Annotated in this window: 15 protein-coding genes and 1 pseudogene; 9 read left to right on the top strand and 7 right to left on the bottom strand. The window is 66.6% G+C overall.

Features of this window, described 5'->3' with window-relative positions; all coding sequences use genetic code 11:
• Nucleotides 1-49 precede the first annotated feature (49 nt).
• Together AO501_RS25275 and AO501_RS36310 are read left to right on the top strand one after the other, a co-directional pair.
• The gene (locus AO501_RS25275; RefSeq protein WP_156452779.1) at nt 50-805 is read left to right on the top strand and encodes an SDR family NAD(P)-dependent oxidoreductase; all 756 of its coding nucleotides are present in this window, start codon (nt 50-52) and stop codon (nt 803-805) included.
• A pseudogene (locus AO501_RS36310) lies at nt 802-1,368 on the top strand (alcohol dehydrogenase catalytic domain-containing protein); the annotation flags it as partial. The gene AO501_RS25275 and the pseudogene AO501_RS36310, both read left to right, overlap by 4 nt.
• Before the next feature lie 59 nt (nt 1,369-1,427).
• Here the strand turns inward: AO501_RS36310 and AO501_RS25270 are convergent.
• Complete coding sequence (locus tag AO501_RS25270; RefSeq protein WP_055580322.1) at nt 1,428-2,801, bottom strand: HNH endonuclease signature motif containing protein; 1,374 nt, start codon at nt 2,799-2,801, stop codon at nt 1,428-1,430.
• Nucleotides 2,802-2,927: 126 nt separating this feature from the next.
• Complete coding sequence (locus AO501_RS25265) at nt 2,928-3,575, bottom strand: class I SAM-dependent methyltransferase (protein ID WP_306237485.1); 648 nt, start codon at nt 3,573-3,575, stop codon at nt 2,928-2,930.
• A 74-nt stretch (nt 3,576-3,649) separates the two neighbouring features.
• Here AO501_RS25265 and AO501_RS25260 point away from each other — a divergent pair, with 74 nt between their 5' ends.
• Nucleotides 3,650-4,513, top strand: a complete 864-nt coding sequence (locus AO501_RS25260) for a helix-turn-helix transcriptional regulator (protein WP_055580320.1) — start codon at nt 3,650-3,652, stop codon at nt 4,511-4,513.
• Here the strand turns inward: AO501_RS25260 and AO501_RS25255 are convergent.
• Complete coding sequence (locus AO501_RS25255) at nt 4,510-5,538, bottom strand: hypothetical protein (protein ID WP_055580319.1); 1,029 nt, start codon at nt 5,536-5,538, stop codon at nt 4,510-4,512. The genes AO501_RS25260 and AO501_RS25255 overlap by 4 nt on opposite strands.
• 72 nt (nt 5,539-5,610) lie before the next feature.
• Here AO501_RS25255 and AO501_RS25250 point away from each other — a divergent pair, with 72 nt between their 5' ends.
• Nucleotides 5,611-6,165, top strand: coding sequence for a TetR/AcrR family transcriptional regulator (locus AO501_RS25250; RefSeq protein ID WP_055580318.1), 555 nt, complete (start codon nt 5,611-5,613; stop codon nt 6,163-6,165).
• Nucleotides 6,162-7,388: a cytochrome P450 gene (locus tag AO501_RS25245; RefSeq protein ID WP_055580317.1), complete on the top strand. Its 1,227-nt coding sequence runs from the start codon at nt 6,162-6,164 to the stop codon at nt 7,386-7,388. Before AO501_RS25250 ends, AO501_RS25245 begins: the two co-directional genes overlap by 4 nt.
• Here the strand turns inward: AO501_RS25245 and AO501_RS25240 are convergent.
• From AO501_RS25240 to AO501_RS25230, 3 genes are all read right to left on the bottom strand, one after another.
• A complete protein-coding gene (locus AO501_RS25240) occupies nt 7,385-8,296 on the bottom strand; it encodes an MBL fold metallo-hydrolase (RefSeq protein WP_055580316.1) in 912 nt (303 codons plus the stop codon). The genes AO501_RS25245 and AO501_RS25240 overlap by 4 nt on opposite strands.
• A gap of 83 nt (nt 8,297-8,379) precedes the next feature.
• Nucleotides 8,380-9,030: an L-fuculose-phosphate aldolase gene (locus AO501_RS25235; RefSeq protein ID WP_055580315.1), complete on the bottom strand. Its 651-nt coding sequence runs from the start codon at nt 9,028-9,030 to the stop codon at nt 8,380-8,382.
• Nucleotides 9,027-10,007: an NAD(P)-dependent oxidoreductase gene (locus AO501_RS25230; protein ID WP_055580341.1), complete on the bottom strand. Its 981-nt coding sequence runs from the start codon at nt 10,005-10,007 to the stop codon at nt 9,027-9,029. Before AO501_RS25230 ends, AO501_RS25235 begins: the two co-directional genes overlap by 4 nt.
• A gap of 30 nt (nt 10,008-10,037) precedes the next feature.
• On the opposite strand from AO501_RS25230, the gene AO501_RS25225 reads away from it, so the two are divergent.
• From AO501_RS25225 to AO501_RS25210, 4 genes are all read left to right on the top strand, one after another.
• Entirely contained in the window at nt 10,038-11,375 is a 1,338-nt protein-coding gene (locus tag AO501_RS25225) for a xylulokinase (protein ID WP_055580340.1), read from the top strand.
• 41 nt (nt 11,376-11,416) lie between these two features.
• Complete coding sequence (locus AO501_RS25220; RefSeq protein WP_055580314.1) at nt 11,417-12,082, top strand: GNAT family N-acetyltransferase; 666 nt, start codon at nt 11,417-11,419, stop codon at nt 12,080-12,082.
• 206 nt (nt 12,083-12,288) lie between these two features.
• On the top strand, nt 12,289-14,097 hold the full coding sequence (locus tag AO501_RS25215) for a peroxidase family protein (RefSeq protein ID WP_055580339.1): 1,809 nt from the start codon (nt 12,289-12,291) through the stop codon (nt 14,095-14,097).
• A 3-nt stretch (nt 14,098-14,100) separates the two neighbouring features.
• Nucleotides 14,101-15,408, top strand: coding sequence for a cytochrome P450 (locus AO501_RS25210; protein WP_055580313.1), 1,308 nt, complete (start codon nt 14,101-14,103; stop codon nt 15,406-15,408).
• Here AO501_RS25210 and AO501_RS25205 read toward each other — a convergent pair.
• Nucleotides 15,392-16,315 carry an SAM-dependent methyltransferase gene (locus tag AO501_RS25205; protein ID WP_055580312.1) on the bottom strand — a complete coding sequence of 308 codons (924 nt, stop codon included), beginning with the start codon at nt 16,313-16,315 and terminating at the stop codon, nt 15,392-15,394. The two genes, AO501_RS25210 and AO501_RS25205, sit on opposite strands and share 17 nt — an antisense overlap.
• Nucleotide 16,316: the final 1 nt, after the last annotated feature.

Below are 16,316 nucleotides of genomic sequence, written 5' to 3'. Positions count from 1 at the left end.
CCGGTCGGCAGTCTGGGTAGGGCACGCTGAAGCGATGAGTAGCGGCAAGGTGGAAGGCAAACACGTCCTCATCACGGGTGCGTCATCGGGAATCGGTGCGGCCCTGGCTCGGGCGATGGCCGCCCGGGGCGCGACGGTGGGTGTGGTGGCGCGCCGCGAAGACCGGCTGGCCGACGTCCTGGCTGACTGCCGTGACAGCTCACCGGACTCGCTGATGTGGGTCGCCGACCTCGCCGACGGCATCACGGCCAGCAGGCTGGCGCTGCAGGCATGGCACGCCATGGGCGGCATCGACATCCTGGTGAACAACGCCGCAATTCCCAAGCGGCGCAGTGTGACCGCGCTCAAGCCGTTCGAGGTGGAGAATGTCATGCAAGTCAACTTCATCGCGCCGATGCGGCTGACGCTCGCGCTGCTGCCGCGCATGCTGGCCCGGCGTGCCGGCACCATCATCAACGTGTCGAGCGTTGCCGGCCGGCTCGGCATTGCTACCGAATCCGCATACTGCGCCAGCAAGTTCGCCCTGTGCGGCTGGACCGAGGCGATGGCCATCGACCTGGCGGACACCGGCGTCTCGGTGAAATTGATCCAGCCCGGTCCGGTTGACACCGAGATCTGGGACCAGCCCGACAACGAGCCGCCCGCATACACCGGACCCAAGGTCACGCCGGAAGAGGTTGCCGAGGGCATCATCGCGGCAATGGACAGCGACCGTTTCGAGCACTACCTGCCCGACCTCAAAGCGGTGGTCGATGCCAAGAACGCCGATCTCGACGCGTTCATCGCCGGCATGGCGCAACCGTGAGGGCACTCGTCTACGGGGTGTCGCCCGGGCCCCGTGATGTTCCAGCGGACGCGGGTGCGCTTGTCCAGAACCTCGCCCGGACTCCCACCGCATTGCGTGAGATTCCGGATCCCATTCTGCTGCATGACGATTGGGTGATCACCCGACCCCGGTTGACGGGTATCTGCGGGTCGGACTCCAAGCAGATACTGATGGACTTCGGCGCGGATGACGCCGACAACGCCCTGGCCGCGTTCTGTTCTTTCCCGCAGGTAATGGGCCACGAGGTGGTGGCCGATGTTGTCGAGTTGGGGCCGGAAGCCCGTGGGATCGAGGTCGGTCAGCGCGTGGTGCTCAACCCGTGGCTCTCCTGTGGGCCGCGTGGCATCCACCCGCCGTGTCCGGCTTGCCACGGCGGCGACTACAGCCTGTGCTGGAGCTTCACCGACGGCGACATCGAACCCGGCATCCACACCGGCGTGTCCGCCGATGTCACCGGCGGATCCGCGGAGTTGATGCCGGCGCACGACAGCATGCTGTTCCCGGTTCCTGATTCGGTGCCCGACGAGATGGCGGTGTTCGCGCAGCGGCGCGGTCAAGGTGGCGATCGACCAGCGCTAGGTATGCATCGTCTCAAGCCCGGTCAATCGGGTTCGTCATCATCCTCGCTTGGGTCGGGGGTGAACAGTTTTTCCGGGTGGTGGAATGTATTTATTCGCGGTTGGCCGTGGTCCAAGTGCGCGGGCGGGAGCCATTCGGTGTCGCCTTTGGCGTTTTTGCGGGTGGTCCAGCCTTTTTCGGCGAGGCGGTTATCCGGACCGCAGGCGAGGGTGAGGTCGTGGATGTCGGTGACGTGGGTGTTCCTCCAGCCGCTGGCATGGTGCACCTGGGTGTGGTAGCCGGGGACGTCGCAACCCGGCCGGGTGCAGCCACCGTCTTTGGCCAGCAACATCATTCGCTGAGCCAGGTTCGCCAAGCGTTTGGTGTGAAACAGCGCCAGCGGCTTGGCCCGGTCGAACACGGCCAAGTAATGGTGGGAGTTGGCGGCCCAGCGGATCAGGACAGGCAGGGCGATCCGGGTGCCCCCGGCGGTGCGGGCGCGTCCCGCCCCGGCCTCGAGGTCTTTGAGACTGGTGGTGACGATGATGCTGACGGGTAGGCCGTTGTGGGTGCCCAGCTCGCCGGAGGCGAACAGCTCCCGAATGGCGGTGACCATGGCGTCGTGGTTGCGTTGGGGTTGGCTGCGGGTGTCGCGGCGGGCGGCGTCGTCATCGGGTGCGCCGTCGAGGACGGGCGTGTCGTCCTCGGGGTTGGCGGCGCCGGGGGCGGCGAGTTTGGCCCACAGCGCTTCGATCAACGCCCGTAGTTCGGGGGTGATCAGGCCGGTGATGCGCGACATGCCGTCGTACTGCTGGGGCCCCAGGATCAGGCCGCGTTTGCGGGCGCATTCCTCGTCGGTGTAGTCGCCGTCCGGGTGCAGCACTGCCATCAGTTCGCGGGCGTATTTGGCGACCTGGTCGGGGCGGAAGTCACACGCTTTGCCGGCGAGGTCTTTTTCGGCGGCTTCCCAGGTGCCCACGTCGACGGTGGCAGGTAGGTGGGCGATGAAGTCGCGGATCACTTTGATGTGCGCGTCGCCGACCAGACCCTCCTGTTGCGCGGCAGCGGTGGCGCTCAATTGTGGTGGTAAAGGCTCGCCCGTGAGTGCGCGTCGCTGGCCGAGGTCTTCGGCTTCGGCGATGCGGCGGTTGGCGTCGGCTTTGGTGATGCGCAGTCGGTCGGCGAGTGCGGCGGGGAGTTTGCCGCCGAGTTCTTCTTCGGTGGCTTGGGTTGTGAGCTGGTTGATCAGCGCGTGACGTACCGACCGCGAGCGGCGTTCCCGGCGTTCCTCGCGCTCGAGGGCCCGCAGCAGCTCCGGGGTGGTCAGCGACTCAAAGCTCAACGCGCACAGCCGGTCCTGCATCTCGTCGGACGCGTCGAAGACCTCGACGATCTCCTCACGCGTACTCGATGCCATACCCACGATTTTACGAAGGGCCACCGACAACCATTCGCGCCAAACCCGCTCGGCAGAGCCGCATTTCGCTCACGGCAGAAGCGCACTGCTCGCGACCGAAAGTTCTGACATCAGATGCTGACCCGCCTATGCCGGACGCACGGCCTGGTAATACGCGAGTTGTCCGACCACCCCTTGCGATTGCGTGGCAACCTCGCTGCACTCGAACCCGGCCTCACTCAGCAGCCGGGGAACCGCGTCGCCGATGTTCTCGCTGAAGTGCGGATTGCGTTTCACCAGCCGTGCCAGGACGCCGTGGTGGGCGTGCGTGCCACCGGCGATGTCGACGAGATGCAACCGCCCACCCGGGCGCAGCACGCGGAAAATCTCGGCGGCAACCTCGGGCTTCGCGTCGTCGCCGACATGGTGCAGCATCATCGATGACAGCACCCGGTCGAACTCGCCGTCGGCGTACGGCAACCGTTGGGCATAACCATGGTCGAACCGAATGCCGGTTAATCCAGCGGCTTTTCGCCGCGCCCGGTCGAGTATCCGAGGGTCGGGGTCGGATCCCACCGCCTCGATCCCGGGCCGGGACCGCTTGGCTCGGATGATCACATTGCCGGTGCCGCAGCCGATTTCCAGCACGCGTTGTCCGTCGGCAAGTTCGGCCTGCCGGATCAGCTTCTGGTAGACGTTGTTGAATCCCATGACGCGGGACATGAGGTCGTAGGCGGGCAGGAGCGCCTGGTGACCGGTCGCAGGCAGATAGTCATTTGGATGATGCTTGGTCATAGCGTCCATAATTGCCGTCTCGGCAACAGCATGATTGGGTGATCATTGCCTCGACTTGGACTATCTTTGGCAGTATGACGCAAGCCACCCGGCTCAGCCGCCACCGCGATGGCGTGCCCGTCTACCGGTACCGGACCGATCCCGGAACACCTCCCGTTTCAGTGGTCCGCTACCACGAGTTCGCCGAGGGCCGTCCGCACATCCATGATTTTCCGGCGCTCTGGTATGTGCCCGCGGCCGGCGTGGTCTACGTGGCGGCTCCCGGCAAGGTGCTCGATCCGAAGCAGGTCTTTCCGATCGGGGACGGGGTGGCGGTGTTCTTCGATCCGGTCGCCCTGGGTGAGGACGCGCGCTCGCCCTGGCCTGCCTGGCGGACGCACCCGCTGCTGTTCCCGTTCCTGCACGGGGAATCCGGCGGGGTGTTGCGGCTGCAGCTGCCTGGTGACCGTAAATCACTGTGGGACAGCACGATCGACTCCATCGAAAGTGAACTTGCGCTACGCCGGGAAAGCTATCGACAGGCGACATTGGCGCACCTGACCCTACTGCTGATCGAATTGGCCCGCCTGGCCGGTGACATCGTCGACGGTCTGCGCCGCAGTGGCGAACCGCTGCTGGCCGACGTGTTCGCGGTGATCGACCGCCGACTCGGTGAGTCGTTGTCGCTGCGCGACGTGGCCGGGGAGGTGGGGATGACGCCCGGGCACCTGACCACGGTGGTCCGTCGGCGTACCGGACGGACGGTGCAGGAGTGGATCATCGAACGGCGTATGGCCGAAGCGCGGGAGTTGTTGGCCGAGACCGATCTCCCCATCGGTGAAATCGCGCGACGTGTCGGCATCTCCGACGCGGGCTATTTCAGCCGGCTCTTCAGCCGGGCGCACGGCGGCTCGCCTCGTCAGTGGCGTGCCGGGCATGCGCTCTCGGGTCGCCGTTAGTTCAGCGACCCATATGATCCGGTGATCGGCAGGTCTATCGGCGTCATAACCCCCGGCGCCGCCTCGCACACGAAGGGGATGGCGTTGACAGCCGCGACCGCGGTGCTGTCCATCAGCACGGTCATCGCGTCCTGTCCGGGTTTCCCGAAGCGGATCGTCGCGTCGACGTACGGCTCCCCATCGATCACGATGCTGAAACCCTCGGGATCCTCCCATTGCGGATCGAGCCCGTCGCCGCTCATGGTCCAACAGATGGCCAGCTCAATCACCGGTCTCCCGTTGCGCAACCCTCGGTAGGTCCGGCGCTGGCCACCCACGGTACCGGCCTCGTAGGTCGTCCAGCCGAGATCCAAATCCTGCTTCACCACCGCGTTTTCGACGAATGCCTCCTTGCCGTCGAGTTCGGCGCCCAGCATGGCGGCCACCATGTCCAGCGTTTCGAAGTACCCGAGGCCGAACCGCTGGGTGGCCGGGTCGATCGGCGTGACCCGTTGCCGCGGCGGCTTGCCGAACCCCAGCACCCGCCAGGCGTCGCGCACCGGATAGGTCGTGCAGTCCAACGTCTCCGCCAACCGGACGTTGCGCACGCGAGGGCACGCGCCGGTGAGAAAACCCGCCACTACGTTGATGAAACCGGGCTCGAACCCGGTGCCGAGGAAGGTCGCGCCACCGGAACGGGCGGCCGCTTCGAGGGCCGCGCGCTCCGTCGGATGGTGGCTGCCGGTCAGGAAATCACCCGTCGTGACGACGTTGATGCCGCGGCCCAGCATCCTGGCCACCAACTCGTAGTCGATCAGGCGCGGCAGGTAGTTCACGCAATCCGGCGCCAGGTCCAGCAGGGCGTCGACATCGTCGGTTGCCGCCAACCCGATGGGTTCTCGGCCGGCCAGCACACCGGCGTCGCAACCGACTTTGTCGGCACCGAAGGCATGGACACCCGCGACGTGCAGGTCGTCGCGGTCGAGCAGGATGCCCAGCGCCCGCTTGCCGATATTGCCGGTGGACCATTGCACGACTTGCCGCATGCCCAACGGTAACCGTTGACAGCCCGACTCGAACACTGTTCTAATCGGAACATTGTTCGAAATGGGGGCGGCATGGAGGCGCCGGTACTGCGCTACGGCGCTCTGGATCGCGAGCATCTGACCAAGCACCTGTGGCAACTGGCCAAACGCGTCGGCGTGCACAAGGTGACGATGCGGGAGTTGGCTGCCGAAGCGGGCACCCGGCCGTCCTCGGTGTACTACCACGTCCGCGACAAATCCGAACTGCTCGATCTGCTGATCGAATCGGTACTGGCGCAGATCGAGGTGCCACAGCAGGGCGACTGGGAATCCCGGCTGGTTGCGCTCTATATGAACGCCTGGCAGGTGCTTGTCGAGGTCCCGGGGATCGCCGGGCTGCTGCAGGGGCATCCGCACACCGCGGCGGCAACCGAGATGGACCGGGCGACCCGCCGCATCCTGCACGAAGCAGGTTTGCGGGCTGAGCATTTCGAGGCGGCGCACGCTGCGCTGTACGTGCACCTGCTGGGTTCGGTGCAGCTTGAACATCTCCGCCGCACCGGCGACGGGCCCAGCGACGGGATGTTCTCCTACGGCTTGCGCCTGATCCTGAGCGGCCTGCGCAACGAGATCAAGGGGGCTTCATGACGGATACGGTGATCGACCTCGCCGACCCCGAATTGTGGGCGTCGGAGTTTCCCGACGCATTGTTCGCGCAGTTGCGGGCCGGTACCCCCGTGTTCCACCAGGAACTCACCGACGACGTCAAATCGGCTGTCGGCCGCGAATTCTGGGTGTGCACCAGACACACCGACGTCGCGCGGGTGCATCGCGATCACGAGTCGTTCACCGCCACCCGAGGACCGCTCATCCAGGATGTGCCGCTGTTCGACGCGTATCCGGCCATCGTGAGTCTGGATCCACCGGATCACACCATTCGCCGCAGAGTCATCACACGCGCCTTCACGCCGCGCGCCGTGGCCAAGCTGGAGGACGGCATTCGTGCCCGCGCCAAGGACATGGCCGGCGTGTTGTTACGCGATGGCGGGGGTGAATTCGTCGATCTGGCTGCGGGACTGCCGATTTCGGTGATCGGGGATATCGTCGGGATACCCGGGGCCGACCGGCCGCGCGTGTTCGAACTGATCGACAAAGTGCTCAAGACCGCCGGCGGGCAACTGTCGGTCCCCGACGGCGACGACGTGATGCCTTTCCTCGAGTTGTTCCAATACGCCAGCGAGCTGACCGCCCATAAACGTCAACATCCCGTGGACGACATCTGGAGCGCGCTGTGCACCACGGAGATCACCGCGGAATCGGGGGAGAGCTTTCTGCTGCCCGCCAACGAGCTGGAGATCTTCTTCTTCATTCTCGGCCTGGCCGGGGCGGACACCACCCGAAATGCGTTGTGCGACGGCATCCGCGCGTTCGTGGCCAATCCGGACCAGACGGCGCGCTACCGCGACGATCCGCAGGCGCGCCCCACCGCGGTCGAGGAGGTGATCCGCTACTCCACGCCGATCATGTTCTGGGTGCGTGGCGCGACCAGGGACGTGGTGCTGGGCGACACCATGATTCCGGAGGGCGCACGGGTGGTCACCATGCTGCGTTCGGCCAACCGCGACGAGGACGTCTTCACCGACCCTTACCGCTTCGACATCAGTCGTGATCCCAACCCGCATCAGTCTTTCGGCGGCGGCGGCGCCCATCACTGCCTGGGGGCGATGCTGGCCCGGGCGGAGGTGAGGGCGGCGCTCGACGAGATTTTGCTGCCCACCAACAACATTGAACTGGGCGAGCCCAGGCTACGGCTACCACACCTGGCCAACAACATGACCGTGTACGAATCCGTGCCGGTGACCTTGAGCTAAAGCGGCTCGATGTCCAGCCAGTGGTCGATCTCGAACCGGTCGGCCACGGCGCGCAGCGTGGCACCCCCGTGTCCGGGGTAGTGCGCGGGTACGACGGCCGCACCGGACGCGGCGGCTTCGGAGAAGATCCGGCGGCGAGTGACGGCGGCCGCAGCCTGGTCGATGTCGAAGGCGCAGGGGTCGTCGGGGCGGCGCACCTGTATGGGGTTGTGGGTGAGGTCGCCGACGAAGACCGCCGGACGGCCCGCGTCGAGCCAGAGCACCGAGGAGCCGGGAGTGTGTCCCGGCGCGGGGCGTAACCGCAGCGAGGGACTGATCTCGAAGTTCTCCGACCATTGGACGATCTGGGCATCCACGGGCAGGACGCTGTCCTCGAACACCAGCCGGTTGCCGCGCTGCTGCAGCTCCTCATCTTCGGTGCGCGGATTCTGTTGTGCCGCTGCCCCGTCCGGGTGAAAGTGGCGGTAGTCGGGTTCCGGGACCAGGTATCGGGCGTTCGGGAACGTCGGCAACCACGCGCCGTCGTGCAGCATGGTGTTCCATCCGACGTGATCGGAGTGGACGTGGGTGTTGACCACGACGTCGACAGCGGTGCGGTCGACGCCGGCCGATTGCAGCGCCGCCAGATAGCCGGTTTTCAAGTGGTCCAGCGGCGGCATCTGCGGACGGGTCCGGTCGTTGCCGACGCCGGTGTCCACGACGACGGTCAGTCCGTCGACCTCGATGACCCAGCTCTGGATCGCGATGTGCCACTGATCGGTATCGGGGTCGAAGAAATCGGGCGCCAACAGGTCGGCATTGTCGCGCCACCCGGCGGGCGGCGTGTGCGGGAAGGCGCGGGTCGGCAGGTCGAACCGCAACTCCAGCACCCGCTTCACGGTGGCGCGTCCCAGTTCAACCGCAGCCATCAATTCCTCCTCGGCGGGTGTGAAACAGGCGACGTATCCACGGCGCGTCGCGTCGCAGAATTCACAATGGGCGCATGACGGCGTCAGAGACTGCGCAGGTAGGTGTACACACCGGCGAAGTTGCGGTTCACTTCCTCGGGAACCGGCACATATCCACCGAGTGCCCTTGCGCCCCAGGCGATTTGCGCCGTGCGCTCGACCAGTGCGGTGATGTGCATCACCTTATCGGGACGCGGGCCCACGGCCACCAGGCCGTGGTTGGCGATCAGGGCGGCGCCCCGTCCTTCCAGTGCCTTGACCGCGTTGGCGCCGACGTCGGGACTACCCGATGCGGCGTACTCGGCGCAGCGCACGTCGCCGCCGCAGTACACCGCGAACTCGTCGATGCAGGCCGGGATCGGCTGATGAGCGACGGCGAACATGGTGGCCCACACCGGGTGGCTGTGGATGACGCTGCCGATGTCGTCGAACGCCTGATAGCAGGCCAGGTGTAGCTGCATCTCGGTCGAGGGCATGCGCCCGTCCTTCGCCTGCAGCACGCCGCCGTCGGGGTCCACCAGGACCAAGTCATCGAGGGCCATGTCTGCGTAGTCGACCGATGAGGGCGTGATCACCAGGTTGCCGTCGGAGCGTCGCGCCGAGATGTTGCCTGCGGTGCCCTCCACCAGACCGCGGCGCAGCATGTCCTTGGCCGCCGCCAGCACGGCGTCTTCCGCGTTCTCAACGAATTTCATGAGCCCAGCACCTCCGGGTTGACGATATGGGCGGGCCTCCCGCCGGACAGCAGCGCTTCCAGATCGTCGGCGACCAGCTGTGCCTGCCGTGCCTCAGTGTTCCATGTGGCGCCGCCGATGTGCGGGGTCAGCACGACGTTGGGCATCGTGGTCAGCGGGTGATCGGCGGGCAGCCATTCGCCGGCGAAGTGGTCCAGGCCCGCCGCCGCCACCTTGCCGGTCTGCAGCGCGCCGACCAGGGCGTCGGTGTCGTGCAGCTGGGCCCGCGCGGAATTGAGGAACACGACGCCGTCGCGCATCGCCGCAAACTGTTGCGCTCCGATCATCCCGACGGTGTCGTCGGTGACCGGTGCGTGCAGGGAGACGACGTCGGACTCGGCCAGCAGCTGCTCCAGCGTGTGGTGGGCGTCGTCGCAGTACGGATCGTGCGCGATGACCCGCAGGCCCAGCCCCGACAGCCGCCACTGGGTCGCCCGGCCGACAGCGCCCAGGCCCACCAGCCCGGCCGTGAGCCCGGCGATCTCCCAGCCGCGGAACCGCTGATAGGGGATGCTGCCGTCACGAAAGATGTTGCCGCTGCGCACATCCGCGTCGGCAGCGACCAGCCGGCGGGTGGCCGCGAGCAGCAGCGCGACCGTCATCTCCGCGACCGCGTCGGCATTGCGGGCCGGGGTGTTGAGCACCGGGATGCCGGCCGCCGTGGCACCGGCGACGTCGACGTTGTTGGGGTCGCCCCGGGTTGCCGCGATCGCCCGCAGCCCCAACTCGAACACCGGCCCTTTCACCGAATCACTCTCCACCACAACGATATCGGCGGACTCGGCGGTGATCCGCTCGGCCAGTTGTCCGGCGTTGTAGATGCGCAGCGGCGTCTGTTCTATCCAGGGGTCGTAGACCACGTCGGCAAGTTCCGCGAGCTTGGCGAACCCCGGGCCGCGCAGCGGGGCCGTCACCAGGGCACGTGGTCGAGATGTCACGAAACCCAATGCTGGCGTACCGTGGCGCCCGTGTCACGCGAAGACGTCACAATCGGCATCGACGTCGGCACGACGGCGGCGAAGGCGGTGGCGGTCGACGAAAGCGGCCGGGTGCACGCGCGGGCGCGCATTCCGCATCAGCTGCTGGTCCCGGCCCCCGACCGGCTGGAGCACAACGCAGAAGAAGCCTGGCGGGAGGGACCCCTCACGGCGCTGCGCCGGCTGAACCGGCCAGGCGCCAAAGCGGTGGCCGTGTCGTCGATGGTGCCGTCTCTGACCGCTGTCGACGCCGAAGGCCGGCCCCTCACCCCGGGGTTGCTGTACGGCGACAGCCGCGGCCGGGTGCCCGACGCCGCGGAGCAACCCGTGCCCGCCGTGGGCGAGGCCGCCGAGTTCCTGCGCTGGACGGCCGCGGCGGCCCCTGGCGCCGCGGGGTACTGGCCGGCGCCCGCCGTCGCAAATCACTCGCTGGCGGGCGAAGCGGTGATCGACTTTGCCACCGCGATCACCTCGCTGCCACTTTTCGACGGGACGGGTTGGAATGCGGCGGCCCTCGCCGACTGCGGTGCCACGGTCGATCAGATGCCGCGCGTCGAGACGTTCGGCAAACCGGTGGGACAGGTCCGGGGAACAGCGGCGGTGCTGGCGACCGGCGCCATCGACGCCCTGTGCGAGCAGATCGTCGCCGGTGCCGATCACGACGGCGACGTCCTCGTCCTGTGCGGCACCACCCTGATTGTCTGGATCACCGTTCCCGAAGCCCGCCAGGTACCCGGGTTGTGGACGATTCCGCACACCGCGGTGGGAAAGAGCCAGATCGGCGGGGCCAGCAATGCCGGCGGATTGTTCCTCGGTTGGATGGATCATGTTGTTGCGCAAGCTGATTCGCTCAATTCCGACCCGCGGCGGGTGCCGGTGTGGTTGCCCTACATCCGCGGTGAACGCACGCCGTTCCACGACCCCGATCGGCGCGCGGCCCTGCACGGCGTCGATCTCACCCAGGACGCCGCATCCGTGCGGCGGGCCGCCTACGAGGCGTCGGGCTTCGTGGTCCGGCAGATCCTCGAGTTGAGCGGCGCGCCGGTGCGTCGCATCATCGCCTGCGGCGGCGGGACCCGCGTCCAACCGTGGATGCAGGCCATTGCCGACGCGACCGGTCGGCCCGTCGAGGTGTCCGCGGTCGCCGAGGGGGCGGCGCTGGGCGCTGCGTTTCTCGCGCGGATGGCGGTGGGACTGGAATCGGTGATCACCGACGCGGCCCGCTGGGCCGCGGTTGAGCGGGTCGTCGAACCGCGTCCTGACTGGGTGCGGCCGACGAAGGACAGGTACCGGCGCTTCCTGGAGCTCAGCGGATCGCGATTGGCCTGACTGATGGCGCGTTCACGCGTCCGTCGTTCTACGCTAGTGCAATGACTGACCACGACCAGACCGCAGCCCGTCGAGAGATCGCAGACGCTTTGCTTGCCGCGTTGGAGCGCCGGCACGAGGTCGCTGATGCCATTGTCGAGGCCAAGAACAAGCCGGCGGCGGTCGAGGCGATCGTCGCGCTGCTGGGTACCTCGCATCTGGCTGCTGAAGCCGTGATGAGTATGTCCTTCGAACAGCTGACCCAGGACGCGCGCGCGAAGATCCTCGCGGAGCTCGACGACCTGAACAACCAACTCAGCTTCGCCCTCGGCGACCGGCCGGCAAGTTCGGGGGAGACTCTCGAGCTGCGGCCCTTCTCCGCTGCCGAGGACCGTGACATTTTCACCACCCGCACCGACGAGATCAAGTTTGCCGGCGACGGATCCGGCGCTCCGGCCGGCAGCATCGACGACGAGATCAGCAAGGCGCTCAAGCGTCTGCACGACGAAGAGGCCGTGTGGTTCGTTGCCGTCGATTCCGGTGAGAAGGTCGGCATGGTGTTCGGCGAACTGCTGAACGGTGAGGTGAACGTCAGGATTTGGATCCACCCCGAGCACCGCAAGAAGGGCTACGGCACGGCGGCGCTGCGCAAGTCGCGCTCGGAGATGGCATGGGCCTTCCCGGCCGTGCCGATGGTCGTTCGGGCACCCGCCGCCAATCCCGGCTGATCCCCGGGTAGGACGCAACTTCATTTACACGCTCGTCACACGCGCTTAAGATCGAGCCGTCCGTATTACCGTCACAGCCCACTTGCGGGGGGTCATGTGCCATCGGTCGAGCAGAGCTGCCGAGTTGGCGCGAATATCTGTGTGCCTCTTGCGTTTTCCTCGCATTCCCACTGGGCCTTGGCGACATCTACAGAACGGTGGTCCAGGTGAGTCGTCAATGGTATGAGCATCCTTCGCTGGTTCTGCAACTCAAGGCGCTGGCTGGACTGCGCAATGATCTACGCGACCACAACCTTTTTGAAGGTGACGGAATCCGTCCCAAGGACGATCTGGGGGAGGCCACCGAGGAGGTCAAGCGGGCGCGCACCCCGGACGGCACCTGGAACGACCTCTCCGAACCATGGATGGGGGCAAAGGGAACCGGCTTCGGGCGCAACGTCCCGCTCGCGAAGACCGTCACCGATACAAAGCGGTTGCTCGACCCGGACCCGCGGCTGATCAGCCGGCGGCTGATGGCGCGCGACGAATTCAAGCCCGCCGGAATCATCAACGCGCTGGCCGCGGCATGGCTGCAGTTCGAAAACCACAACTGGTTCTTCCACGGCGATGGTCTGGCGGACAAGACAATCGACATCCCGCTACGCAAGGGTGACGAGTTCCCCGAGGATCCGATGCGGATTCGCTGCACCATCCCGCCGCGCGGTGAAATCGTGGACGGCTGTCCGGCGCCGGTGTTCAGCAACGTTGAAACCCATTGGTGGGACGGGTCGCAGATCTACGGCAGCGGCAGGGAGCGCCAGGCCGAGGTGCGAACCTTTGTCGACGGCAAGATCAAGGTCGGCGACGACGGCCGACTGCCCAAGAGTGACATCCCCGGTATCGACCTGACCGGCATGCGGGAGAACTGGTGGGTCGGAGTCGGCATCCTGCACACCCTTTTCGCCCGCGAACACAACGCCGTGTGCGACGCCCTGAAGAAGGCATACCCGAGCTTCGACGACCAGCGACTGTTCGAACTCGGCGTCCTGGTGGTCTCGGCGCTGATCGCCAAGATCCACACCGTCGAGTGGACGACGTGCGTCTTGCGCCACCCCGCACTGCAGATCGGCATGAACGCCAACTGGTACGGCGCCCTCGGTGAGACGTTCCGGGACCGCATCGGCCGCGTCGGAGACAGCGAAGCTTTGTCGGGCATCATCGGCTCGCCGACCGATCACCACTCCGCGCCGTTCTCCCTGACCGAGGAATTCGTCTCGGTCTACCGCATGCACCCACTGATCCCCGACGACTGGAACTTCTTCTCGCTGGCATCGGGTGAGCATCTGGAGAAGCGCGAATTCACCGAGTTGCAAGGGCGTTTCACTCGTGACTTCATGGACCGGATGGAATTCGGCGACATGTGGTACTCGTTCGGTCTGGCCAGCGCTGGAGCGGTGTGCCTGCACAACTACCCGAACGCACTGCGCCAGTTGACGCGGGTGGACGGTCAGGTCACCGACCTGGCCACGCTGGACATCGTGCGGGACCGGGAACGCGGAGTGCCCCGCTACAACGACTTCCGCGAAGCCCTGCGGATGCCCCGTCGCAAGAGCATCGACGACATCACGCCCAACAAGCAGTGGGCCAAGGAGATCAACGAGGTCTACAACGGCGACGTCGACGCGGTGGATCTGCAGATCGGAATGCAGGCCGAGCAGCCACCCAAGGGGTTCGGCTTCTCCGACACCGCTTTTCGTATCTTCATCCTGATGGCGTCCCGACGGCTGAAGAGCGACCGGTTCTTCACCAAGGACTTCCGGCCCGAGGTCTACACCCAGATCGGCTACGACTGGGTGAATCACACGACGATGAAAGACGTGCTGCTGCGCCACTACCCGGAGCTGGAGACGGTGATCGGCGATGTGGAGCGGGTGTTCGCCCCGTGGCCGAAGCTGGGTGCGCCGGCCGAGGGTAAGAAGCGCCGGGTGGTGCAACTCGCCGACACCGTGCGTGCCTACATCCCCTGGGGGTCCTAACCCGTGGCTGAGGATTTCAAGCACGCCTCCACGCTGGAAGGCATCAGGTTCACGGCTCAGGTCGCCGTCCCCAACGTGGTGTTGGGCCTGTTCAACAAACGGGAGTTGCCCAGCCGGGTGGCCTCCACCGTCGGAGCCGACTACCTGGGTTACCGACTGGTGGACGGGATGGTGCGCAGCTACGGTCCGGCGCCGTTCTATGTGCGCGTCGCTAAGGACGAGGCGCTGCTGGTGCACCACCCCGACGACCTGAAGTTCGTGCTGGGTGGTTCTCCCGATCCTTTCGCGTCGGACCCGGAGGCGAAACGCAAGGGCATGAAGGCATTTCAGCCCGAGGCCCTGACCCTGTCCCAGGGACGGGCGTGGGAGCAACGGCGGAAGTTCGCCGAGGCGGTGCTGGATACCGGCAAACCCGTACACCGGCTGGCCCAACCGTTCGCGGACGTCGCTGCCCAGACCGCCGAGGCGCTGTCCGGCGACAAGATCGACTGGCCGGCCGCCAACAAGGCCTTTCAGCGGATGACGCGGCGGGTGCTGTTCGGTGATCCCGCCGCAGACGACGAGGGCCTCACCGAGCTGCTCGGCGAGATGATGTCGGCCGGCAACAAGATGCCCGACGAGCCGGCGCCGCAGTACGGCGAGTTCATCGCCCGGCTGGAGAGCTATCTCGCCAGCCCTGCGGAAGGCAGTCTGGCCGCACTGGTGCCGCAGGCGCCCGACCCGGGCTCCAACCCCGCCGGCCAGTTGGTGCACTGGATGTTCGCAATGGGAGACACGCTGGCGGCCAACACATTTCGCACACTCGGGGTGCTGTCCAGCCACGACGAGCAGCTCAACGAAGTCAAGGCGGAGATGGCCGATGCGGACATAAGCTCCGCCGCGGGAATCGCCAAGCTGGAGTACCTGGCCGGGTGCCTATTCGAAGCCATGCGGCTGTGGCCCACCACCCAGCTGTTCGGCCGGGTCACCACCCGCGACGTCGAATTCCCCAATGGCGCCGTGCTGCCGGAGGGACGCCAGGTGCTGATCTACAACGTCTTCAACCACCGCAACCGGCAGCGAATCCCGTACGCGGACCGGTTCTCGCCGGGCGAGTGGGTCAGCGGAGACGCGGGCAGCGACTGGTCATACAACTTCTTCAGCCACGGGCCTCAGGTGTGCCCAGGGGCGGACCTGTCGATCTTCCTCGGTCAAGCGGTCCTGGCTCACCTGATCGACGCCGGAGCCACCACCCTGTCAGGCGATCGGCTCAACCCCGGTAAGCCACTGCCGCACAACTACGACCTCTACGGCTTCAGCGTTTCGCGGTGACGGTGACGATGTTGCGCATGGTGGCCGAGTCGGGGTCGTCGGGGAAGACGCGGCCGTAGTCGGCGTAGAACTCCCGTCGTGGCCGGGTGCTCACCGTCCAGCCCGCAGCGGTCAGGTAGTCGACCACGTTGTTGCGCTCTCCTTCGTAGAACAGGGTCGACAGATTGATGTCGCAACCCAGGTTCGCCCAGCGCTGGTTGAACTGCTGGGCGCGCTGGCTCACCGGTACACCCGAGTCGGGATGGTATTCGGTGGCGATCCTGCTGCCGGGTCCGCTGAGCGCGGTGATGTTGTCGAAGAGCAGGTCCTGCGCGTCGGGCGGAAGGTACATCAGCAGGCCCTCGGCGCTCCAAGCGGTCGCCTGAGAGGGGTCGAATCCACTGCGGCGCAACGCTTCCGGCCAGTCATCGCGAAGGTCGATGCTGACCGCCTTGCGGTGTGCGGACGGAGTCGCGCCCAGCGCCGCCATCGCTGAGTTCTTGAACGCGATGACCTGGGGCTGGTCGACCTCGTACACCACGGTGCCGCGCGGCCAGGACAACCGGTAACCCCGGGCGTCGAGTCCGGCTGCCAGGATCACGGCCTGCCGTACCCCCTCGCGGGCCGCGCCGAGGAAGAAGTCGTCGAAGAAGCGGGTGCGCACCGCAATCGAGTCCGTCTCGAATTGCAGGTCACGTCCGTCGGCCGCGTCGGGCAGCGCCTGCTCTAGCGGCAGGTCGCCGTTGACCAGGCGGGTGAAGAAATCCAGCCCGACGGCCCGCACCAACGGTGCCGCGAACGGGTCGTCGATGATCGGGTTGTCCTGCGCGGAGGCCACCGCCCGCGCGGCGGCGACCATGGTTGCGGTAGCCCCGACGCTCGAGGCCAGGTCCCAGCTGTCTCCGGCGGACCGCTCAGTGCTTGCCATG

It is taken from the genome of Mycobacterium gordonae, assembly GCF_001417955.2.
Taxonomy (GTDB): domain Bacteria; phylum Actinomycetota; class Actinomycetes; order Mycobacteriales; family Mycobacteriaceae; genus Mycobacterium; species Mycobacterium gordonae_B.
The sequence above is the reverse complement of the archived record's forward strand: the minus strand, read 5'-3'. Positions and strand labels throughout refer to the sequence as shown.